1 protein-coding gene is annotated in these 604 nt (G+C 48.0%); it reads right to left on the reverse strand.

Features of this window, described 5'->3' with window-relative positions:
* Positions 1-604: IS30 family transposase (locus tag JZY04_RS21060; protein WP_370635149.1), on the reverse strand; the 604-nt coding region annotated here is incomplete at its 3' end.

Here is a 604-nt window from a genome sequence, read left to right on the forward strand (position 1 = left end):
GTATCCGATAGCGCTTTGTAAGCGCCTGATCGCAGGAAAACTCTTTACCGTGATCAACCGTCACTGATCGAACCGGACCCGGAAAGTCCACCATCAGTCTTGCAAATCCCTTGAGAACAGCATTTTGTGATAAGTTTTCAAGCTTAGTTGTCGCCATTAAACGTGTCACCCGATCGACAATGGTCAAAACAGCAGCCTTTGACCCGCGACCACCGCGAACTGTATCCATCTCTAAATGTCCTTTTTCGGTTCGCCGATTAGCTGACTCACTGCGAATCTCAATTGAGGTGCCTACTGCTTGGTTATAGCGCGACCGAAGGTCTTGTCTTCTTTTATGACGTTTACCGTGATCAAAGAGTTGGCTTGGCTGAAAATCGACTTGTCTTTGATAAATCCAGTGGTAAATCGTGTGTGGCGCACAGTGAACGGCATAACCGACCATTTCAGGGGACCAACCTAGGTTTAGCTTCTCAGTTACCATCCGCTTCAACTTAGGCGTTAAAATCGAGTGCCGACCACAACGATGCCGACAAGTATCGGCATGATCCTGAGCTATAATGGCGCAGTAATCACCTTCAGGGCAACGGTGAAGCTCATGCCTAAT

The organism is Bacteroides sp. 11BF (genome assembly GCF_019633765.1).
GTDB lineage: Bacteria > Bacteroidota > Bacteroidia > Bacteroidales > Bacteroidaceae > Bacteroides > Bacteroides hominis.